At 41.6% G+C, this 20,876-nt stretch carries 20 protein-coding genes; 9 read left to right on the top strand and 11 right to left on the bottom strand.

From position 1 onward, the window contains the following. Window positions 1-21 precede the first annotated feature (21 nt). From Xedl_RS05940 to Xedl_RS05930, 4 genes are all read left to right on the top strand, one after another. A complete protein-coding gene (locus tag Xedl_RS05940; RefSeq protein ID WP_074022901.1) occupies window positions 22-834 on the top strand; it encodes a TraB/GumN family protein in 813 nt (270 codons plus the stop codon). A gap of 84 nt (window positions 835-918) precedes the next feature. Then, complete coding sequence (gene ybaK, locus Xedl_RS05935; RefSeq protein ID WP_074022900.1) at window positions 919-1,395, top strand: Cys-tRNA(Pro)/Cys-tRNA(Cys) deacylase YbaK; 477 nt, start codon at window positions 919-921, stop codon at window positions 1,393-1,395. Window positions 1,396-1,556: 161 nt separating this feature from the next. Continuing rightward, complete coding sequence (locus Xedl_RS29195; protein WP_167366716.1) at window positions 1,557-1,724, top strand: hypothetical protein; 168 nt, start codon at window positions 1,557-1,559, stop codon at window positions 1,722-1,724. A gap of 140 nt (window positions 1,725-1,864) precedes the next feature. Next, on the top strand, window positions 1,865-2,248 hold the full coding sequence (locus Xedl_RS05930) for an acetyltransferase (RefSeq protein ID WP_244149672.1): 384 nt from the start codon (window positions 1,865-1,867) through the stop codon (window positions 2,246-2,248). 121 nt (window positions 2,249-2,369) lie between these two features. On the opposite strand, the gene ushA is transcribed toward Xedl_RS05930, so the two are convergent. Beyond that, entirely contained in the window at window positions 2,370-4,037 is a 1,668-nt protein-coding gene (gene ushA / locus Xedl_RS05925; RefSeq protein ID WP_074022898.1) for a bifunctional UDP-sugar hydrolase/5'-nucleotidase UshA, read from the bottom strand. Between the two features lie 241 nt (window positions 4,038-4,278). Here ushA and Xedl_RS05920 point away from each other — a divergent pair, with 241 nt between their 5' ends. Together Xedl_RS05920 and ybaL are read left to right on the top strand one after the other, a co-directional pair. Beyond that, a complete protein-coding gene (locus tag Xedl_RS05920) occupies window positions 4,279-5,496 on the top strand; it encodes an MFS transporter (RefSeq protein ID WP_074022897.1) in 1,218 nt (405 codons plus the stop codon). A 232-nt stretch (window positions 5,497-5,728) separates the two neighbouring features. After that, window positions 5,729-7,444: a YbaL family putative K(+) efflux transporter gene (gene ybaL / locus Xedl_RS05915; protein ID WP_074022896.1), complete on the top strand. Its 1,716-nt coding sequence runs from the start codon at window positions 5,729-5,731 to the stop codon at window positions 7,442-7,444. Between the two features lie 78 nt (window positions 7,445-7,522). On the opposite strand, the gene Xedl_RS05910 is transcribed toward ybaL, so the two are convergent. From Xedl_RS05910 to apt, 9 genes are all read right to left on the bottom strand, one after another. Next, a complete protein-coding gene (locus Xedl_RS05910; protein ID WP_074022895.1) occupies window positions 7,523-8,833 on the bottom strand; it encodes an inosine/guanosine kinase in 1,311 nt (436 codons plus the stop codon). Window positions 8,834-9,016: 183 nt separating this feature from the next. Further along, window positions 9,017-10,129, bottom strand: coding sequence for an LPS O-antigen length regulator Wzz(fepE) (gene wzz(fepE) / locus Xedl_RS05905; protein ID WP_074022894.1), 1,113 nt, complete (start codon window positions 10,127-10,129; stop codon window positions 9,017-9,019). 163 nt (window positions 10,130-10,292) lie between these two features. Beyond that, window positions 10,293-11,258: a ferrochelatase gene (gene hemH, locus Xedl_RS05900; RefSeq protein ID WP_074022893.1), complete on the bottom strand. Its 966-nt coding sequence runs from the start codon at window positions 11,256-11,258 to the stop codon at window positions 10,293-10,295. 160 nt (window positions 11,259-11,418) lie between these two features. Next, window positions 11,419-12,066, bottom strand: coding sequence for an adenylate kinase (gene adk, locus Xedl_RS05895; RefSeq protein ID WP_074022892.1), 648 nt, complete (start codon window positions 12,064-12,066; stop codon window positions 11,419-11,421). A 171-nt stretch (window positions 12,067-12,237) separates the two neighbouring features. Continuing rightward, on the bottom strand, window positions 12,238-14,127 hold the full coding sequence (gene htpG / locus Xedl_RS05890; RefSeq protein WP_074022891.1) for a molecular chaperone HtpG: 1,890 nt from the start codon (window positions 14,125-14,127) through the stop codon (window positions 12,238-12,240). A 202-nt stretch (window positions 14,128-14,329) separates the two neighbouring features. Further along, window positions 14,330-14,938 (bottom strand): recombination mediator RecR, encoded by a 609-nt coding sequence (gene recR, locus Xedl_RS05885; protein WP_074022890.1) that lies wholly within the window; start codon window positions 14,936-14,938, stop codon window positions 14,330-14,332. Beyond that, the gene (locus Xedl_RS05880) at window positions 14,938-15,267 is read right to left on the bottom strand and encodes a YbaB/EbfC family nucleoid-associated protein (protein ID WP_074022889.1); all 330 of its coding nucleotides are present in this window, start codon (window positions 15,265-15,267) and stop codon (window positions 14,938-14,940) included. Before Xedl_RS05880 ends, recR begins: the two co-directional genes overlap by 1 nt. 48 nt (window positions 15,268-15,315) lie before the next feature. Continuing rightward, a complete protein-coding gene (dnaX, locus tag Xedl_RS05875; protein WP_074022888.1) occupies window positions 15,316-17,256 on the bottom strand; it encodes a DNA polymerase III subunit gamma/tau in 1,941 nt (646 codons plus the stop codon). 107 nt (window positions 17,257-17,363) lie between these two features. Further along, window positions 17,364-17,915, bottom strand: coding sequence for an adenine phosphoribosyltransferase (apt, locus tag Xedl_RS05870; protein ID WP_074022887.1), 552 nt, complete (start codon window positions 17,913-17,915; stop codon window positions 17,364-17,366). 203 nt (window positions 17,916-18,118) lie between these two features. Between apt and priC the strand changes: the two genes are divergently transcribed. Both priC and rsmS read left to right on the top strand, forming a co-directional pair. Beyond that, complete coding sequence (gene priC / locus Xedl_RS05865; RefSeq protein WP_074022919.1) at window positions 18,119-18,661, top strand: primosomal replication protein PriC; 543 nt, start codon at window positions 18,119-18,121, stop codon at window positions 18,659-18,661. A 20-nt stretch (window positions 18,662-18,681) separates the two neighbouring features. Further along, entirely contained in the window at window positions 18,682-18,846 is a 165-nt protein-coding gene (gene rsmS, locus Xedl_RS05860) for a pleiotropic regulatory protein RsmS (RefSeq protein ID WP_074022886.1), read from the top strand. A gap of 32 nt (window positions 18,847-18,878) precedes the next feature. On the opposite strand, the gene acrR is transcribed toward rsmS, so the two are convergent. Then, a complete protein-coding gene (gene acrR / locus Xedl_RS05855; protein ID WP_143187387.1) occupies window positions 18,879-19,529 on the bottom strand; it encodes a multidrug efflux transporter transcriptional repressor AcrR in 651 nt (216 codons plus the stop codon). A 142-nt stretch (window positions 19,530-19,671) separates the two neighbouring features. On the opposite strand from acrR, the gene Xedl_RS05850 reads away from it, so the two are divergent. Then, the gene (locus Xedl_RS05850; RefSeq protein WP_074022885.1) at window positions 19,672-20,871 is read left to right on the top strand and encodes an efflux RND transporter periplasmic adaptor subunit; all 1,200 of its coding nucleotides are present in this window, start codon (window positions 19,672-19,674) and stop codon (window positions 20,869-20,871) included. The last annotated feature ends 5 nt before the right edge of the window (window positions 20,872-20,876 follow it).

The raw sequence follows: 20,876 nt of genomic DNA, 5'->3' as shown, positions 1-20,876 counted from the left end.
CCAACTATTGGAGTATGCAATATGGGAAAATTAATGACATATTTCAGTAAAATATTGGGATTCAATTCCCAACGGCATTACCCCTATCCTGCTTTTGATATCAATTTAAATAAAAATAAACAATTACATATTGTTGGCAGCATTCATATGGGCACTAAAAACATGTACCCACTTTCTGAGGTATTGTTGGAACAATTGGAGCAGGCGGATGCGCTGATTGTCGAAGCCGATATCACTCAGGTCAATTCCCCCTTCAAGGAAACGTTTCCTGAACAGCCCGAACTATCACAACGTTTATCTCCCGAACATTTTGCCTGTTTACAACACTATTGCCGAGAAATTCAACATCCTGTCACGTTGCTGGATCCATTACCATCGTGGCAGATTGCATTGATATTACAGGCTGCTCAAGCCCAGTATTTAGGGTTACATTCGCAATATGGTATCGATTGCCAATTACTGAACAGCGCAAAAGCTATCAATAAACCCATTATTGAGTTAGAAGGCACTGATGCACAAGTTAACCTTCTCACCAATTTGCCAAACGGGGGGATCTCTCTATTAGAAGATACCATTATCCATTGGCATACCAATGCCCGCGCTTTACAAGCTATGATTAGTTGGTGGATGAATTACAAACCTGAGAAACAAAATCAGGTAATACCAATGACATTCTGCGAAGAGATTTATCAAACCCTAATGTCTGAACGCAACCGTCAATGGAGTGAGCAATTACATCGCTTGCCGGCAGGAAAATATTTGGTTGCAGTAGGCGCCTTACACCTCCACGGCGAAAACAACTTACGGCAGATGCTGGTAAAACCACAAACATAGTCGCTTCATTTACCTGTTTCATTCTGAAAACCAACCCTTCATTACGGATAAGCCGTTATAAATTGATCGTTATAGGAAAAAAATATGACTCCCGCTATTGTCTTGCTGGAAAAACAAAAAATTAATTTCAAACTTCACTCTTATGTCCACGATGCTAATGAGCATAATTTTGGTGATGAAGTGGTGAAAAAACTCGGTTTAGATGCCAATCAAGTTTTTAAGACATTGTTGGTTTCATTAAATGGCGATCCCAAAAATCTTGCTGTCGCTGTTACGCCCGTCTCTGGGCAACTCGATTTGAAAAAAGTGGCTAAAGTTTTCAAGGCCAAGAAAGCAGATATGGCCGATCCCCAACAGGCACAAAAGGTAACGGGTTATTTAGTGGGTGGCATTAGCCCGTTGGGGCAAAAAAAACGGCTACCTACCGTGATTGACAGTCAGGCACAAACCTTGCCAACCCTATTTATTTCTGGTGGTAAACGTGGTTTAGATATTGAACTATCCCCCACAGATTTATGCCAATTACTTAACTGTTCATTTGCTGATATTGCTAAAATTTGAAAATTAATTGCAATTCCCGCTTAATTTTTTCGAGCTGGCTCTGTTTTCTTCAAAACAGGGCCTTGTGATAAACCATAATGCCGATATACTTTCTTCACAGCGTAAAAATCACTAATTACCATTTCAATTAACTTAGTTTATTTAAATAGAAGAGGAATAAAATGGCCACCTCATCATTTTTTCGACAAATGGTTATCACTGATCCAAAAGCAATTAAAATGCTTAGAAGGGCTAATAGGAAGCCAAGAAAAAACAATTTTGAGGAAATCGATTTTGAAGCACAGCAAAAGGAGGCAATAGAGATATTAAAACGAAAATTCTCACTCTAAGTAAAATTCTTGCAGCCTTTGGTAATGACAGAACAAAAGAATATTTGCTCTCATTCTCCTGTCCATCTAACCATGACGTAGAATCATTTTTACATTTAAAATCAATTAGATTTGAACAAGCAGACGCAACAAGAACCTATTTGATTGTAGATAAAGAAGGATTTTTACTGGCTTATTTTTCTTTAACATTTAAGGAGATATCAACAAGCAATCTTGCCATTTCAAAGACAAAGATAAAAAAACTTAACGGTATTAGTAAGAGCGCAAACTCTCTAAAAGTTTATTTAATTGGTCAAATAGCCAAAAACTTTTTATTACGTGAAAACCCAATAAAACTTAAAGATATTTTATTTCATATCAATATCACCATTGAAAAAGCTCAAGAGTTAATAGGAGGAAGAGTTACTATTTTGGAATGCCAAAACAATTCAAAAATCATCACTTTATATGAAAAAAATGGACTTGAAAAACTACCAACCAAAGGAGAAAACAATTCATTAATTACCATGCTATTTAATAATTAGATTATTATTCAGTCTTAACCGTTCCTATTATAGATTATGCATAACACTCCTTATTGATAATAAAAGGCCATCTGTCTCACAGATGGCCTTTTTATGCAGATAACTAACAACAATTTATTGATTAGTTGTTATTATTTATACGAATTTCACCTTTCGGTTCATAATCAGAGTCTTTTAATGGAGAATGTTTTTCAATATATCCTTTTAATACTTCAGCATCGACAAACCCCGTGTCAACATAACCAGGCAAATTATCAATCCGTGGATAACCATCTCCTCCAATCGCGTTAAAATTCAACGTCGCCATGCGATAAGTTTTATTTGGATCTAATGGTTTACCACCAATTTTTACCTCACTGATATTCTTACCGTTCTTCACAAAGCTCACATTATAAAACTGCCCATAGGCGCCAGAATCCTTTTCCATATTTGCGACAGCCGTCAAATAGGTCAAGACTTCGCTACCTTTGAAGTCCACATAAACCACTTGGTTAGCAAATGGATGAACTTTCATAACATCCTTGTAAGTAATATCCCCTGCTTCAATCGAGTCACGAATTCCACCACCGCTCATCACTGCAAAATCAGCGTTTGTCCGTTCCATCTGAGCAGCCAATACAAGGTGTGCCATATTTGTTTGCACGAAACGTACCTTACTGCGATCACCTTCTAATTTTTTATCTACTGAACCTATTTTTACATTAAGTATCTGGCTGCCCTTATCCTGGTAAGGTGTCAGCAGCTTAAGCATTTCAGGATTTTGTTTAATTTCATGCGTATAGTAAACACGTTCCGTACTGCCATCCTCTTTTGTCACTTTTTTCTTTAAGTTAATCGGGATCAATTGATAATGAACCAGCTTGAATTCACCATTACGGAATTGAAAATCAGCCCGACCTACGTATTTCCCCCATTCATGAGCCTGAACAATCCATGTGCCATTTTGGCGATCGGGAGAACAAGGTGTACCTGGAACATAATCCACTTGTTTATAGTTTTTATTCTCCGCAGACATACACACCGGATCTTGTGAATGCCCACCTACGATCATATCCAAATAACCCGCAGGCAAACTGCGTGCCATTTCAACATCTCCCGGCGCATTCGTACCATGATGACCATCGTCATAGTGCCCCATATGGGTTGCCGCAATAATCACGTCTGGCTTTTCATTCTTTTTCAGCTCTTCAATAACTTTTTTGGCTTCTGCCGCAGGAACGTGGAATTCGACATCCGGAAAATTAATCGGATTACCTATTTTCACAGTATCATCGGTTGTCAGGCCAAGAACGGCTATTTTCACGCCTTGTTTATCAAAAATGACATACGGCTTAAACAAACGCTTACCTGTACTGGTTTGGTAAATATTGGCAGAAAGAAATGGGAAATTTGCCCATTTTTGTTGCTGGTACAGAACATTCAAAGGCTTATCAAATTCATGGTTTCCTAATGCCATTGCATCATATCCCACCAAATTCATGCCCTTAAAATCTGGCTCAGCATCTTGCATATCTGATTCCGGTACGCCAGTGTTAATGTCACCACCTGACAATAACAATACGCTCCCCCCTTTCTTGGCAACCTCCTGACGAATGGAATCTACCACCGTTTTTTGGGCTGCCAAACCATACTCATCATAATCGTTATGCCAGAAGTGACCATGATGATCGTTAGTATGCAAGATGGTAATGTCATAGGTTTTATCTTTTTCCCAGGCGTTTGCAATTAGCGGTGCCAATGATAGAGAAACAGCAAGGGCACATACTGACGCTTTAAATGATAATTTCATGGGATATCTCCATGTACTTTAAATTCTATTGGTTATATGTTAGTGATGATTCATTCCTTTCAAGCCGTTGCTTAAAAGAGTTCACCTTTTTGAAATTGCAGTCAAATTATATAGGTATGAATAAAAGTTTTGTTAATTATCTAACATGCATTATGGTGTAAAAATTAAACAATAACTCAACAAACCTAAAAAATTTACCCCTACACATTTTGTTGATAATGAGATTAATAAGCGAATAAATATGAGTGAAAAAAATAAAACAGCCTCTTTTCCAACATCACCAATAAAAACACATCAGACCGTTTTTTCAATTCTCGGTGCCATCAGCTTATCCCATATGCTGAATGATATGATTCAATCGTTGATTCTGGCTATTTACCCACTGCTGCAATCTGAATTTACCCTCAGTTTTATTCAGGTTGGCATGATAACGCTAACCTATCAGGTAACTGCCTCCCTATTGCAGCCTCTTATCGGTTTGTATACTGATAAACATCCGCAGCCCTATTCATTGCCTATCGGTATGGGATTTACCCTATCTGGTTTGCTTCTATTAGCTTATGCTGAAAGTTTTTCAATTATTTTAATAGCTGCCGCACTAGTCGGTGCAGGATCATCCGTTTTTCATCCAGAATCGTCACGAGTCGCACGCATGGCTTCAGGTGGACGTCATGGTCTGGCACAATCTTTATTTCAAGTAGGGGGTAATTTAGGAAGTTCATTGGGTCCACTGTTAGCCGCTATTTTCATTGCGCCTTACGGCAAAGGAAACGTCGGTTGGTTTTCCCTGGCAGCATTGTTAGCTATCGTCATCCTCTTGCAAGTCAGCCAGTGGTATAAGATGCAGCATCGGGTTATAACCCCACCGTCTTCTCATACCAATTCCCTGCCAAAGCTGCCTAGAAAAACTATCATAAACGCTTTTGCCATTCTGCTGTTGCTGGTTTTCTCCAAGTATTTTTACCTAACCAGTATCAGTAGTTACTATACTTTTTACCTGATACAGAAATTTGGCTTATCAGTGCAAAATGCCCAGATCCACCTATTTATCTTTTTATTTGCCGTAGCGACAGGTACTTTGATTGGAGGACCCGTTGGAGATAAGATAGGTCGGAAATATGTCATTTGGGGTTCAATCCTTGGTGTTGCACCTTTTACCCTGCTGTTACCTTATGCTTCTTTATTCTGGACAAGCATATTGACGGTTATTATTGGTATAATATTGGCCTCTGCATTCTCTGCTATTTTAGTCTATGCTCAAGAGCTTATTCCCGGCAAAACAGGCATGATTGCAGGTTTGTTCTTTGGTCTGGCCTTTGGTATGGGTGGTATTGGGGCTGCCGTACTTGGTTATGTCGCAGATAAAACCAGTATAGAATTGGTTTACAAAATTTGTGCTTTTTTACCACTTCTTGGTATTTTTACGCTTTTCTTGCCAAATATAGAAAAAAACCCTTAAAAAAGACAAGAAAAACCTTGGATAAGCACCATAATTATCACGCTATTTTTCTTTGTAAACTAGCGTAAATAATGACAATATCTACATAAAATTACATTAAGATAGTATTTATGTAGATTATTATCATTTTTACCACTCAATATATTTTTTGTAACCTTTAACTATTCATAAAATATATTATTACCTCACCTAATTACAAAATTTATATACTCGCTACCCAGAAGGAGCCTTGATGGAGCACTCGACACCTCTTATCACGACCATTGTTGGCGGTTTTGTTCTTGCCTATCTGCTTGGCATGCTGGCGCAGCGCCTGAGAATCTCACCTCTGGTAGGATACCTCGTAGCAGGTGTACTAGCGGGTCCCTTTACTCCTGGTTTTGTTGCCGATACATCTTTAGCTCCAGAACTGTCAGAAATTGGTGTGATCTTACTGATGTTTGGTGTCGGTCTACATTTTTCACTTAAAGATTTGTTAGCCGTTAAATCAATTGCCATTCCTGGTGCTATCGCCCAAATTGCAGTTGCAACCTTGTTAGGTACTGGATTATCAATGTTACTCGGTTGGGGATTGCTCAACGGCATTGTATTTGGTCTTTGCCTGTCTACCGCCAGCACAGTAGTATTACTCAGGGCATTAGAAGAACGACAGCTCGTTGATAGTCAGAGAGGGCAAATTGCCATTGGTTGGTTAATTGTTGAAGATCTGGCTATGGTACTGACGTTAGTATTACTTCCTGCAGCAGCCGGAATTATGGACAGCCAAAACGCAAATATAGGTCAATTGCTGTTAAAGATATCTCTCACCGTTGGAAAAGTTGTTGCCTTTATTTTGTTGATGATTTTCGTTGGACGGCGTGTCATTCCCTGGTTACTGGCGAAAACCGCTGGGACAGGCTCCCGTGAACTATTCACACTGGCTGTACTTGCCATTGCGTTAGGTGTTGCTTATGGCGCGGTGACACTATTTGATGCTTCATTTGCCCTCGGTGCCTTCTTCGCGGGGATGGTACTGAATGAGTCAGAATTAAGTCATCGGGCAGCGCAAGATACTTTACCGTTAAGGGATGCTTTCGCGGTCCTTTTCTTTGTTTCCGTTGGCATGCTGTTTGACCCTATGGTCTTACTCCAACAGCCTCTGGCGATTTTAGGAACCCTTGCCATTATTATCATTGGCAAGTCATTAGCTGCCATGCTACTGGTCAGAATGTTTGGGCATTCACGTCGTACAGCCCTAACCATTTCAGCCAGTCTCGCCCAAATTGGTGAATTTGCCTTTATTCTCGCTGGGCTTAGTGTCACGCTGGGATTCCTGGATGGGGAAGCCCGTAACCTCGTACTGGCTGCCGCCATCATTTCAATCATGCTAAATCCTGTTCTATTCAGCTTACTGGATCGCTATTTGGAAAAAACCGAAACCATTGAAGAACAATTACTCGAAGAAACACTGGAAGAAGAAACCCAGATCCCTGTCGATATTTGTGGTCATGCTATTGTGGTGGGTTATGGCCGAGTGGGAAATCAGCTTTGTCAGCGTTTACAAGCAAAAAATTTTCCAGTCGTGGTGATTGAAGATACACGTGCCCGATTTGAAGAGTTAGGCGAAATGGGTATCAGTGCCATAATGGGTAACGCCGCTAATAAAGAGATCATGGCTCTGGCAAGGCTCGATTGTGCGTGTATTTTATTCCTGACAATCCCCAATGGTTATGAAGCGGGTGAGATTGTTGCGAATGCCAGAGAGATCAGGCCAGATATCAATATCATTGTTCGGGCACATTATGATGATGAAGTCACTTACATTGCGGAGCGCGGCACTAACCACATTATCATTGGTGAACATGAAATAGCGCGGGCAATGGCTGATGCATTACCTGAAGAATATGAAGAAGGTTGTCCAATAGAGCCACCATCATTACATTCACCAGCGACCCCATCATCAACATAACTTACAAGCCAAAGGGATATCCCCATAACATGGGGATATCCAATAAAAACAGTTAAAAAATATCTCAGGCTAGCAGAATCAACGTTCCCAGTAAGATTCTTCCAGACTATCTTCTTTCTCCGGCAACCCTCTAGTCAGACGCGGAGAATGCTGGCTCAATACCTGATAACTCACTCTATTAGCATACTTGCATACCTGAGCCAAAGAAGAATAGGTTAAACAAGAGCGCGCATGTTTGCTGGAATTCGGTACATTCATGCGATGATAGCTGTTGGCAGTAATATCATGCAGTAATGCAGATAACGCGCCATCTCCAGCACCATTGGTATTCATGATTTTTTCAGGTCCCCCCATATAAGGTTCAATATGGGAATAGACCCGCATCGGGTTTTGGCAATCCACCTTACGCATCGCCCGACTGAATTCATAGCGATTAAATTCTGCAATCGCACCAGGTAACAAAGGATGCAATGTTTGGCGTTTATGCTCCTCTTCAGTGTAACCTGCCATATATAATCCAGCAGGCCCAGCGGTACATAACACCAGATCCACCCAATTTAGTGCCATATCAGCCGCTAATAAAGGATCGCTGAAACCTGTCAATTCACAAGCTTCATCTTCATTCATTGCAACAACAGAAACATTGTCAGCCAGAAAATCGCGCCACCATTGCGGATCATCTGTAATGACATATTTTGTACCTAACGTTAATACAACAGGTACGTTATGCTTCTTCGCATACTCAATGGCTTTCATCGTCGCTTCCGGCATTGGCTCACCCGATTTACAACGCACCAAATAAGCGGTGATCACCAAAGCTGACGCTTCCGCAATAATATGTTCAGGAATGTTTTCTGGGCGAAGCTGATTCATTAATCCCGGACTAATGGCAAATGTTCTTTCACCATTTTCCGTCACTAAGGTAAAACAGCGGCCAATTGGACCATCAACCCCCTGAAGGTGATTTAAATCCATACGGCTGGATGTATTGCAGAGATAACAATACGCATAACTTCCTATTTGAATGTTATTACACATCGCGCCAAGCAGGACGGATTTATCATCAGCCAGCACAGAATAGTTGTGCAAAGTATTACCAATAGTGCCACCCGCAAATTCATGGCTGATAAGATTTTTTTCTGTCAGCTCCCTGTAAAGCGCCTCGGCTACATCATCTTCAATAACTAACGAATGTCCCTGGCTTAGGTTATAACGTTGGATAAAATCTTCATCAACTTTGGCTTCAATATCAACCAATGTCTGGTCAATACCAACAATGTAAGCTTGATTATTTTCGGTATCCATCATCTCTTTGATGGGTTGGAGCAGAGGATCTCTTAAACTGACAGGAAAATAGTGTTTAGATTTGCGTTTACCAGGGAATTTCATGATTAATTACTGCTGTAAAGCTAAAATATGCAGCATGTTAGCATAATATAGTGTGTCACAATACCGGGGAGAAATAAAAAATACAGCGCCCAAAATAAAGACAGCCAATGCTATTACAACATTGGCTGCCGAAGCGCTAGCTATCAGAATATTATTGATAACATATACGAGTTATAAATAATATTAAGCCTCTTGTTTCTGGCGGCTACGGATCATGTGACGTAACAGAACATACATGATAGATAAAATCAATCCGATAAAGCCTGCTCCAATCAAAATCAGCAAACGCTTGGGTGAGTCTTTTGACGTCGGTTTATAAGGTTCCTGCATGTATTTGAATGGTACAAAATCAACTGTATTAACATTCACTTTTTCCAGATTTTTAATATACAACTGGCGATTACGCAGGTCTGCATCGATTTTAGTTGGATCAGTAATTTCTTCAGTAATCTGTAATTTACGTTGCAGTGCATCAGAACCCAGCGCAATCGAATAATCTGGGTCATCCTTGATCATAGTCCCGCCATTGGATACTGGTTTTTTAATGCCGGCAGAATCTGCAAGAGAAATCGCATACTTCAACCGCTCAATATCTACACTGCGCATATTAGCGATACGTTCCAAATCGAGGGCATACAGCTTTTGTGAGTATTCCAGTTTCTCATGAACCATATCACTCAGCTCTTCTTTCACTTGATCACGAACCACTGAAGAGACGAATTTGATATAGCCACTTAATAGATTATAAGCATCTTCTGCATTGTCAGCACTGAAAGAGAGTTTGACTTCATCGATAATTTCATCATCTTTCTCTTTCTTAGGTAAAACTATCTCAATATTTTTATTGACAATTTTTTCGATTAGTGTTCTTTTTTCCTGCTCAGAACTGTCTTGATTCTTAGCAAGCAAGGTCTTGAAGTAATTGGTATTAACCAAATATTCTTCACGCAATACACGTGAGTTATAGTTTTCAATAAACCGTTTATACAGTGATCCTTCTGTCATTTTAGGATCTATGTTCAGAACATGTAAATCCGTTAACGCATTTTTCAATGGCTGAAACTCCTCCAGCCCTGGTTTCACTACAGCCGCTGTACTGGTCCATTTTTGCGGTAAAAATGATGCCGTACCGAAACCAATAATTGCAAAAACGAAAGATACGGCAATGATCAAATATTTTGATTGGAAGAGTACAGAGAATAGTTCAAACAAATCAATTTCATCCTCCTGTGCTGGAGGATAATAGTTGGCATGTTCTTGGTAAAAATCGGGGTGTTTAATAGGTTTATTACTCATTATCTATATGTCCAATCCAAATAATTTTGCTTTTCATTGATATACAAGATCTTTTTCTTGCTTATCCTACTTATCGGTTAAAAGCCATATCTTTAAAATCATACGACGATCAATGTCTGCTATTCATCATGTGTGATAATGTCCCATAATCAGCAATGGCTGGTTATTTCATGACACTATCTACCAACTGTTCAAGCAAAGAAATGTGGGCTTTATTATCATTAAGTGCAGAGATATATTCAAACTTTTTCCCGCCAGCTTCTAAAAAGATAACTTTATTCTGTTGCTTAATCTCTTCCAACGTTTCCAAACAATCTGCCGCAAACCCCGGACACACCACTTGAACATGTTCCACCCCCTGGCTGGGTAATGATGCTATGGTTTTATCGGTATAAGGAGATAACCACGGTAAGTGACCAAAACGCGACTGGTATGTCATCACCATTTTATCTGCCGGATAATCCAGTACCTGACTCAACAGTTTAGTTGTCGCCTGACAATCTTGTGGATAAATATCACCCATTTTTGCCAGACGTTCTGGAATACCATGATAGGAAATAATTAACCGATCAGGTTGACCATGCTTTTCAAAGCTCTGTTCAATGGTTTCCTTTAGTGCTGCAATATAGGCAGGGTGTGTGGCATAACTACGGACAAAATACAGGGTAGGAATTGTCCGGTATTCTCGCAATATTTTACTGATCCTGTCAAAAACCGCTGCCGAAGTTGTACTGGAATATTGCGGATAAAGTGGCAGTATAATGAGCGCTTCAATACCTTGTTGTAACAAACTCTCGACGGACTGGGATAAAGAAGGAGAACCGTAAGTCATTCCCAAAGCAACAGGGATATCTACCAATTTTTCACTCAGCAATTTCTGCTGACGGCGACTATAAACCAATAAAGGAGAACCTTCTTCCATCCAAATTTCTTGATAAAGTTTAGCAATTCGAGAAGAACGAAAAGGAAGAATAAAACCATTCAGGATAGGTTTCCAAATAAATGGCGGGATATCAACTACCCTTCTGTCACTCAGAAAATTTGCCAGATAACATCTTATTGCTGCTGGTGTTGGCGCATCAGGTGTACCGAGGTTCACTAATAGGACACCATACTTCTTGCTACTCATTCCTCAGAGCTCCATTAAAATGACTGACAATCTAGTATAAAACAGGAATGATAGTTACATGTAACATTTCATGGAGTAAATTTCTCTAGGGGAGCGTGAACGATAAAAAAGTCAGGCGGTATGAAGGCCGCCTGTGATAACAACTCAAAAGAACACGAAATCATTCGCCCAGAATATCAGCCAGCTCTGCGCTAACTTCTGCTACCTGACGAGTACCATCAAGTTTGAAGTATTTTGTGTTACCCGCTTGTGCTTCTTGCTGATAGTAAGAAACCAGAGGTGCAGTTTGGGTGTGGTATTCAACCAGACGTTTACGAACCGTATCTTCCTGATCATCTTTACGGATAGTCAGTTCTTCGCCTGTGACATCATCTTTATTTTCTACTTTTGGTGGATTGAATTTGATGTGGTAAACACGGCCGGACGGCGCATGCACACGACGACCAATGATACGTTCAACGATGATTTCATCAGGAACATCAAATTCCAGCACATAATCAACCTTGATACCCACTTCTTTCATGGCATCTGCTTGAGGAATAGTGCGTGGGAACCCATCCAACAAGAAGCCATTATGACAATCATCTTGTTTGATGCGCTCTTTAACCAAAGCAATGACCAACTCATCAGTTACCAGCTTGCCATTATCCATCAGCGCTTTTGCTTGCAAACCCAATTCGGTGCCAGCTTTTACCGCAGCACGTAGCATGTCACCTGTAGAAATTTGGGGTATCCCATATTTCTCCATGATAAATTGTGCCTGAGTCCCCTTACCGGCGCCTGGCGCGCCCAGTAGAATAATACGCATCGCGTAAATCCCCTTGCTATTTGCTTTTCATATTTTAAAGAAAACGTACCACCATACCATTTGAATGGGGAATGGCTCAAGAAAACAGGTAAACGTTTCCGCATTAACTAAAAAAATAAACCACGCTTCATTTTTCTTTGAAGCGTGGTTTTTGTCATTATCTCAATAAATTTAAGCTTTTTCAGCTAATAATAATTGATTCATACGACGAATAAACTGGTTTGGATCATCCAAGGTGCCACGTTCAGCAAATAGTGCTTGATCCAACAGCAACTCTACCCAATCAGCAAATTGAGCATCATTATCAATATCAGCCGCTTTCTTAACCAGAAGATGTTCCGGATTCAGCTCAAAGTTATAGCTTACTTCGGGTGCAGTCTGACCCGCTGCTGCAAATAGCTTCGCCATTTGAGTGCTCATCGCATTGGCATCAGTGGTTACAATAGCTGGAGTATCTGTCAGACGATGAGTCAGTTTCACATCTTTCACGCGCTCACCCAGCAGAGTCTTCACGCGCTCAATGAATGGCTCCAGTTTTTTGTCTGCTTCTTCTTGCTCCGCTTTGTTTTCATCCGCCAGTTTGTCGAGAGACTCATCAGCCTTGCTGACAGATTGGAATGATTTACCATCGAATTCAGTCAGGTAGCTCATCATCCATTCATCAATACGGTCAGACAGCAACAGAACCTCAATGCCTTTCTTACGGAACAGTTCCAAGTGTGGGCTATTCTTCGCCGCAGCATAACTGTCTGCTGTAATGTAATAAATCTTCTCCTGCCCTTCTGCCATGCGGCCAACATAATCTTCCAGAGAAACAGTTTGGGCGGAGCTATCATTATGAGTTGTAGCAAAGCGCAGTAACTTAGCAATAGCTTCTTTGTTTGCGCCATCTTCGGCTGGACCTTCTTTCATTACCAGGCCGAATTGCTGCCAGAAAGTTTGATATTTTTCTGCGTCGTCTTTTGCCAGTTTATCCAACATTTGCAATACACGTTTCGTCAGCGCGCTGCGCAGATTACGTGTGATTGAACTATCTTGCAGAATTTCACGAGAAACGTTCAATGGCAGGTCGTTGGAATCGATCAGACCACGGACAAAGCGCAAGTAATTTGGCATGAACTGTTCAGCTTCATCCATGATGAATACACGCTGTACATATAATTTCAGGCCATGTTTATGTTCGCGGTTCCACATATCCCACGGTGCCTGGGAAGGAATATATAGCAAGCTAGTATATTCCTGCTTACCTTCCACGCGGTTATGGCTCCAAATCAGAGAGTCAGTAAAATCATGGGAGATATGCTTATAAAACTCTTGGTACTCTTCATCACTGATTTCAGCTTTACTACGAGTCCACAAGGCTTGAGCCTTGTTGATTTTTTCCCATGTAACGGTAACTGAATCGTCTTCTTCGTTTTTAGTTTGGGTTTCGATTTCAACTGGCAAAGCAATATGATCAGAATATTTGCCAATGATAGAACGCAGACGCCAGTCGTTAAGGAACTCACTTTCCTCATCTCGCAGATGCAGGGTGATTTCTGTACCACGATCCGCTTTTTCAATATCAGCAACGGTGTAGTCGCCTTCTCCCGTTGATTCCCAGAACACACCTTGTTCAGCGGGTGTTCCTGCTGCACGAGTACGTACGGTAACTTTGTCAGCAACAATAAATGCAGAGTAGAAACCGACACCGAACTGACCAATCAATTGGCTGTCTTTTGCCTGATCAGAACCAATGGATTCAAGAAATGCTTTAGTACCTGATTTTGCAATCGTTCCCAGATTATCGATCACTTCATCACGGGACATGCCGATACCATTATCGCTGATGGTGATCGTTTTCTGTTCTTTATCAAGAGCCAGACGAACACGCAATTCACCATCATTTTCATACAGTTCAGGAGCCGACAATGCACGGAAGCGCAATTTGTCAGCCGCATCAGATGCGTTTGAAATCAGTTCACGGAGAAAAATTTCTTTATTGGAATAGAGAGAGTGGATCATCAACTGCAACAATTGTTTGACTTCAGACTGAAATCCACGGGTTTCCTGACCTTTCATACTCATTTATTACCTCAATCTAAATCCAGTTCAGATATGTAAAATCGGACGATGATCATCAAATGGGGATAAATACGGAAAGTTTCAAGTTAAGACAACCAGAAGAATGTAAAATTAATTTGATACGTGGATAAATCGGCTATGGATGGCGGCATAATCAGCACCACCATCCATTAAAATTCCCCATTAGTTGGGAACAAAATCACAAATTCGTGATTTTTTGACGGCCAGCCAGCGAATGAGACAGTGTTGTACCATCCACCATTTCAAGCTCTCCACCCACAGGAACTCCGTGAGCAATTCGGCTGGCTGTCACACTATATTGAGAGCATATTTCTGCAATATAGTTTGCCGTTGCCTCTCCCTCGACAGTTGGATTAGTTGCCAGAATAATCTCTGACAAGGTTTCAGAAGATAAGCGTTCTTCTAAACGATCTAAACCAATATCCATTGGCCCGATACCATCCAGTGGCGATAAATGCCCCATCAAGACAAAATAACGTCCCGCAAACTGACCCGTTTGTTCGATAGCATGAATATCTGCGGGGCTTTCCACTACACAGATCTGACCATTCTGCTGACGACGGGGATTGGTGCAGATCGTGCACTGTTCCTGTTCCGTAAATGTCCGGCAATCCTGACAGTGACCAATTTCAGACATAGCTCGCGTCAATGCCTGCGCCAATCGCATCCCACCACTGCGATCTCTCTGCAATAGATGAAATGCCATCCGCTGTGCAGATTTTGGGCCTACGCCAGGCAAACAGCGCAGAGCGTCCATCAGGGATTCAAGAAGAGGACTGGTTTGCATTAGAATGGCATCTTAAACCCAGGTGGTAATTGCATTCCGCTGGAAACACTGGCCATTCTTTCTTTCTGGGTTTCTTCAATACGGCGAGCTGCATCATTGAATGCCGCTGCGATCAGATCTTCCAGCATATCTTTGTCGTCGTCCATCAAACTGGGATCGATTTCAACCCGACGGCAGTTATGTGCACCATTAATCGTGATTTTTACCAGACCTGCACCAGATTCGCCTGTAACTTCCAGATTTGCAATTTCTTCTTGCATTTTCTGCATTTTTTCTTGCATCTGTTGGGCCTGTTTCATCAAATTGCCCAAACCACCTTTACCAAACATAATTCTCTCTCTTCGCTATAGCCACAGCATAAAAATACACTACGGCAGTTAAACAGGCCGGATACTTTCTTCATCCAATTCTGCATCGAATAGTTGCTGAAGTGTTTGAATCGTTTTATCCGAAATAATGGATTGGCGTGCTTGTGCCAATTTTTCTTCATAAATGGCTTGCCGCCACTCCAGAGGCGTTTTTACCGCAGGATTATCATCTTCAATGATAATGAGTTCAATAGGTTTTCCATGCAATTCACTTAATGCTTCGGTCAACGCTTTCTGAGCCGATGCTGAATTAAGATGATGCTGCTTTGAACGTAAATGCAGACAAAGACGATTTTCATCAACCTGTTCTTTAAATGCATTCAGTGCTACCTGTTGAACCAATTTGGGAATATGCAGTTTATCAATTTCTGCAGCCCATGGATCTCTTTGTTTCGATTCAATCGCCAGCTTTTCTACTAATTCTGCTGTTTTCTCGTGCTCCAAAGCCGCTTTGATCGCTTTTGGCGTCGCAGTCGGGCGCTGTTTCTCTTCTCCAGTATTCGTTGCCCGCCAGCGATAAGCTTCTTTTTTTACCGGATTAACCGGCTTAGGCTGCCGTGTTGTAGGAATATGTGATTGAGAGCGCTGTTCTGCCACCATCACCAGCCGCTCCAGTGCCGAACTTGCCGGCTTCGCCTTCGCAGACTCTGCCGGCTCAGGCTTTTTTGGTGGTGTATTTCCTTGATGAGCCAGCGAATTTCTTGCTTGCAAGAGTTTCGCTGTTGGGCTGTTTGCAATGGAAGATTCATTTCCCATCGATTGTGATATTTCATGCCCAGCGCGTTCATTTGCTTGATTATTTGCAGAAAATTGGGGCGCTACAGGGTGTTCCACAGCAGGTGGTAATGTTTCCTCAATAACTGTTTTGGGATGAAAAGCCAAGGCACGCAATAATGCCATCTCAACTCCCATCCGTCGCTCTGGCGCATAAGGAAGCTCCTTGCGCCCTACCAGTAACGCCTGGTAATAAAGCTGCAAATCAGTCGGGGAAATTGATCTTGCCAACAAACGCAACCGCCCTTCCGTTGAAGAAGGCTCGTTTTCAGGTTGCTGAGGCAATAGCTGAAGCATGGCAATCCGATGCAACAGCGACAGGGTTTCAACCAGCAGATTTTCCCAATCTACGCCACGAGTTGCCACTTGTTCCACCAGAGCCATCATTTGTTGACCATCTGCACGCACCAGCGATTCAATCATCGCCAATGGTTGGTCATCGTCCAGCGTTCCCAGCATCTGGCTGACGATATCCGATGTCAGCTTCCCGCCACCAAGAGCAATAGCTTGATCCGTTAAGCTCAAAGCATCACGCATACTACCATCTGCTGCACGGGCAAGTAGCTGGCGGGCACGAGCATCGCTTTCTATTTGCTCTGCATTAAGGACATGTTCCAATTGGCTACTAATTTGATCCACATCGAGTGTTTTCAAATGGAATTGCAAACAGCGTGAAAGAATCGTCACTGGCAGTTTCTGTGGGTCGGTTGTTGCCAGAAGAAATTTCACATGTTCCGGTGGCTCTTCCAATGTCTTCAACAACGCATTGAAACTATGGCGGGAAAGCATGTGAACTTCATCAATAAGGTAAACTTTGAAACGACCTCTGGCAGGCGCATACTGAACATTGTCCAGCAACTCGCGGGTATCTTCTACTTTTGTTCGGGAAGCGGCGTCGATCTCAATCAGATCCACAAACCGCCCCTGCTCAATTTCGAGACAATTAGTACACTGACCACACGGCGTCTTGGTTATACCCGTTTCGCAATTCAGTCCTTTTGCCAACAGACGTGCAATAGTGGTTTTTCCCACGCCACGAGTGCCGGAAAAAAGATAAGCGTGATGAAGGCGTTGATGTTCGAGACCATTCGCCAATGCAGTCAGCACATGTTGCTGACCAATCACGTCAGAAAATATTTGTGGGCGCCACTTACGGGCAAGTACCTGATAGCTCATGAATACCGAGGAAATTGAACATGACTGTCTATCATGCTAGCACAGCCTCACCACTAACGGCGAGGCTGATATATCAATATGTGTCAATAATGCAAAAAACAGAATAATTAATGGCCGGGAAATTCAACGATGGTGTAGCTGTCAATGCCTTGTTTTTTCAAACGTTCAACACCACCTAAATCCGGCAAGCCAATAATAAATGCCGCTTCGGAAACTTGACCACCCAGACGACGGATCAGGCGAACGGTCGCATCAATGGTGCCTCCCGTTGCCAGCAGATCATCAATAACCAGAACTTTATCCCCGTCCTTAATGCTGCTTTTATGGATTTCTAATGTATCTGTACCATATTCCAGATCGTAAGTTTCACTCAGTGTTTCACGCGGTAATTTCCCTTTTTTACGAACGGGAACAAAACCAACTCCCAGACGCAGTGCCACAGGCGCTCCGAATAAGAAACCACGTGCTTCAGTACCCACAATTTTCGTGATGCCTTTATTCTGATAACGAGCCACCAATAAATCTATCGTAGTTTGGTAAGCTGCTGGATTATCGAGCAATGTGGTAATATCACGAAAAAGTATCCCTGCCTTTGGATAATCAGGGATTGTTTCGATACTATCTTTAATTAATTGCAGTTGTTGCGCGTTAGCGGTCATAATCAATGCCAGCCAAGTTTAAAAAGAAAACGGTAAAATCTATTCAAACTACCGAAAAAAAGCAACTGCCAAGCAAGTCGCTGCTTATATTTTGTTGACGTAAGTCAATCACCATGCCTGGCAAGTTCGGTGTTATGGCAACCGGATCTGCGAAGCCAATTAAAGTCTTTAACAGACAGATTATTAATGATAATGAGATGCTAATGGGCATACAAAATTTATTAAGTGTACTTGAAAAACAGGTTGATATTCTGGAAAAAGAACTCGCTTTACTGCCTGATATCCCTTTTTCCATCGCCCGTTTTGATCAAGCATTATTCCACCATCGCAGCAATAAACTTGGTGGATACCTGCGAGAAATCAGACAAAATATGGAACAATTGAAAGCCTGTGTCAGCGATTATCGGATTGAACAAGTGAAGTTCCTTGCCGAGCGTTTAGCAACACAAATCGAGGCACTTAAGCGTGAAATATCAACCCAAGCGCTACGAAAACAGGAAGATAAATTTGAGCGCCGATCACCAGAACAAGATCTTTATCAACGTCTGGCAGAACATCAAGATTATGAACGTCGCTTAATGGCAATGATTGATGACAGAGAGTTACAGTTAAACAAACAAACTACACTGACTAATAAGCATAAACTGCAAAAAGAAATTGCTGCCTTGGCTGGTAGGCTCGCTCGCTGTCGTCAAGCATTAATGCGGATCGAGAAATCGATAGAAAAGCGAGAACATTCAAATTAATCACAAAGGAAGACGCCGCTATGGCTCTGGAACAAGCACCCCCCGAAGTACAATTGGCAGTAGATCTTATTTATCTGCTTGAATGTAACGAAGTTTCTCCAGCTATCGCACTGGCAGCACTAGAAATCGTCCAACATGATCTTCAAAGCAAATTGAAAAAACAGGTACAGAAATCTGCGGAATAAGCCTAATTAATGCTTATTCCTCAGCTGCATGTTCAAAATTTGTTTTCTTCGCGGTTCCGCAAATGGTGGCTGTATTTAAGTGTATCAATGAAACTATCCACCAAGTGGGCTGATTGCTCTTGAATATTAAAACTGTCCGGTGAGAACGACCAGTTCTCAAATATCCCTGTCATCAATGCTCTCAACATAATGGCAGAGCGCCTACAATCAAGATCATAGGGTAGTTCTCCGGATTGAATACAAGCAAATAACATTTTTTCAATTTTCTCGTAATCAGAAATACACATTTCCCGAATATCCTCTACTAGTAGAGACATTTCTCCAACGAATTCACATTTATGGAAAAAAATTTCCATAAATTGACGTATCTGAGAATCATCAATCATCATTCTTAACATGGAAATTAATAAATATCTCAACGCAATAAGTGGATTATCAGGATATTTTGATTGATACTCTTTCTCTAGTTCGTCTATTTTATGCTCTGACATTCTACAAACAACAGAAAGTAGATCTGTTTTATTTTTAAAGTGCCAGTAAATTGCTCCGCGCGTTACACCAGCGGCAGTTGCGATATCGGATAGCGAGGTGGCAGAAACACCACGCTCAGAAAAAGTCTTTATCGCAGCATCTATGATTTGCTGACGAGTTTTATTTGCTTGCTGTTTAGTTTTTCGTGCCATTTTAGTGCCATAAACTTTGTTTTTGACCGAGGCGGATTTACATACATTCATGTATGTTTGTACTATAGCACTCATTAACCAACGAAGTAATGATTTCACTTGTTAGATTAGCGAATCAACATTGAAAAATTGAGGTTTACTTATGCGAAAAAACAGGGGAGTTTTGCCTCTGGCCACATTCCTGGTAATTTCAGGCAGTTTCATTCTTTCAGGATGCAATGACAATAAAAATACACAGCAAGGGGCGGCAGGCCAGCATGTTCCTGAAGTTGGTATTGTAACGCTGAAAGCAGAACCTCTAACGGTCATCACAGAATTACCAGGCCGAACCTCGTCTTATCGTGTTGCCGAGGTTCGCCCCCAAGTCGGCGGCATCGTACTGAAACGTAACTATAAAGAAGGAAGTGATGTGGTTGCTGGTGAGTCGTTATACCAAATAGATCCAGCAACTTATCAGGCAGAATACAGTAAAGCAAAAGCAAGCTTAGCCAGAGCGCAAGCCAATGAGAATGTTTCCCGCTTAACCGTTGAACGTTATCAATCTTTGCTAGGCACACAATACGTGAGTAAACAGGAATTTGATAAAGCAAATTCAGAATATGCTCAGGCAAAAGCAGATGTTCAGTCCTCTCAGGCTGCATTGGAAAATGCCAGAATCAACCTGGCATACACCAAGGTGACCTCCCCTATTTCTGGGCGTGCGGGTAAGTCTACCGTCACAGAAGGAGCACTGGTTTCTGCGGGTCAGCCAACAGCCCTGACGATTGTTCAACAGTTAGATCCTATCTATGTTGATATCACTCAATCAAGTGACGATTATCTGCGATTCAAAAATGAAATTGCAAAAGGAACCGTTCAAAAAGAGAGCAAAAAAACCAAAATCCGCCTAATTACTGACACAGGGCAAGTATACAGTCAAGAAGGTTACCTTGAGTTTTCTGACGTGACGGTTGACGAAACAACAAGCGCTATCACTATGCGGGCTGTGTTTCCAAACCCAAATGAAGAATTACTACCAGGTATGTTTGTTCGCACCAAGTTAGAAGAAGGTGTGCGCAAAAATGCGATTTTGGTTCCTCAGCAAGCGGTTACCAGAACACCTCGTGGTCAAGCAACCGCTCTGATTGTAGATAAAGATAACAAAGTAGAATTGCGCAATATCAACGCTACTCAGGCAATTGGTAACAAGTGGTTGGTGACAGAAGGTCTGAAAGCTGGAGATAAAGTAATCGTCACAGGATTGCAGAAAATAGCACCAGGAATAACGGTCAAGCCAACGGAGACAGATTTGAATGCTAATCCTGCGGCTAATCAAGCTGAGTCTGCAAAAAAGCCTCAATAAGGAGT

The sequence above is a fragment of the Xenorhabdus eapokensis genome (assembly GCF_001908105.1).
The sequence above is the reverse complement of the archived record's forward strand: the minus strand, read 5'-3'. Positions and strand labels throughout refer to the sequence as shown.

Excerpts from the sequence above, each read along its gene's own strand:
- ybaK (WP_074022900.1), top strand. The coding sequence starts at position 919 with ATGACTCCCGCTATTGTCTTGCTGGAAAAACAAAAAATTAATTTCAAA.
- dnaX (WP_074022888.1), bottom strand. The coding sequence starts at position 17,256 with ATGAGCTATCAGGTACTTGCCCGTAAGTGGCGCCCACAAATATTTTCT.
- acrR (WP_143187387.1), bottom strand. The coding sequence starts at position 19,529 with ATGGCACGAAAAACTAAACAGCAAGCAAATAAAACTCGTCAGCAAATC.
- Xedl_RS05910 (WP_074022895.1), bottom strand. The coding sequence starts at position 8,833 with ATGAAATTCCCTGGTAAACGCAAATCTAAACACTATTTTCCTGTCAGT.
- Xedl_RS29195 (WP_167366716.1), top strand. The coding sequence starts at position 1,557 with ATGGCCACCTCATCATTTTTTCGACAAATGGTTATCACTGATCCAAAA.
- ybaL (WP_074022896.1), top strand. The coding sequence starts at position 5,729 with ATGGAGCACTCGACACCTCTTATCACGACCATTGTTGGCGGTTTTGTT.
- Xedl_RS05850 (WP_074022885.1), top strand. The coding sequence starts at position 19,672 with ATGCGAAAAAACAGGGGAGTTTTGCCTCTGGCCACATTCCTGGTAATT.
- rsmS (WP_074022886.1), top strand. The coding sequence starts at position 18,682 with ATGGCTCTGGAACAAGCACCCCCCGAAGTACAATTGGCAGTAGATCTT.
- hemH (WP_074022893.1), bottom strand. The coding sequence starts at position 11,258 with ATGAGTAGCAAGAAGTATGGTGTCCTATTAGTGAACCTCGGTACACCT.
- Xedl_RS05880 (WP_074022889.1), bottom strand. The coding sequence starts at position 15,267 with ATGTTTGGTAAAGGTGGTTTGGGCAATTTGATGAAACAGGCCCAACAG.
- adk (WP_074022892.1), bottom strand. The coding sequence starts at position 12,066 with ATGCGTATTATTCTACTGGGCGCGCCAGGCGCCGGTAAGGGGACTCAG.
- Xedl_RS05940 (WP_074022901.1), top strand. The coding sequence starts at position 22 with ATGGGAAAATTAATGACATATTTCAGTAAAATATTGGGATTCAATTCC.
- Xedl_RS05920 (WP_074022897.1), top strand. The coding sequence starts at position 4,279 with ATGAGTGAAAAAAATAAAACAGCCTCTTTTCCAACATCACCAATAAAA.
- htpG (WP_074022891.1), bottom strand. The coding sequence starts at position 14,127 with ATGAAAGGTCAGGAAACCCGTGGATTTCAGTCTGAAGTCAAACAATTG.
- ushA (WP_074022898.1), bottom strand. The coding sequence starts at position 4,037 with ATGAAATTATCATTTAAAGCGTCAGTATGTGCCCTTGCTGTTTCTCTA.
- apt (WP_074022887.1), bottom strand. The coding sequence starts at position 17,915 with ATGACCGCTAACGCGCAACAACTGCAATTAATTAAAGATAGTATCGAA.
- priC (WP_074022919.1), top strand. The coding sequence starts at position 18,119 with ATGGGCATACAAAATTTATTAAGTGTACTTGAAAAACAGGTTGATATT.
- recR (WP_074022890.1), bottom strand. The coding sequence starts at position 14,938 with ATGCAAACCAGTCCTCTTCTTGAATCCCTGATGGACGCTCTGCGCTGT.